This window comes from Psychrobacter sp. W2-37-MNA-CIBAN-0211 (genome assembly GCF_040309405.1).
Lineage (GTDB): Bacteria > Pseudomonadota > Gammaproteobacteria > Pseudomonadales > Moraxellaceae > Psychrobacter > Psychrobacter glaciei.
In genome coordinates, this window is record NZ_JBEOOU010000506.1 from 1 (window position 1) to 242 (window position 242).

At 43.8% G+C, this 242-nt stretch carries 1 pseudogene; it reads right to left on the reverse strand.

Features of this window, described 5'->3' with window-relative positions:
- Positions 1–242 (reverse strand): annotated as a pseudogene (locus AAEY72_RS16065) (exosporium protein); the annotation flags it as partial.

Sequence of the window (242 nt, forward strand, 5' to 3'; positions counted from 1 at the left end):
CCATTTAAACCATCTGTTCCATTTAAACCATCTGTTCCATTTAAACCATCTGTTCCATTTAAACCATCTGTTCCATTTAAACCATCTGTTCCATTCTGACCTGCTGGACCAATTGCTCCTTGAGCACCGTCAGCACCATTTTGACCATTAATGCCGTCTACGCCATTAGTACCATCAACTCCATTCTGACCGTCAATACCGTTTGTTCCATTGATGCCGTCAGATCCTGCTGGACCTTGTGC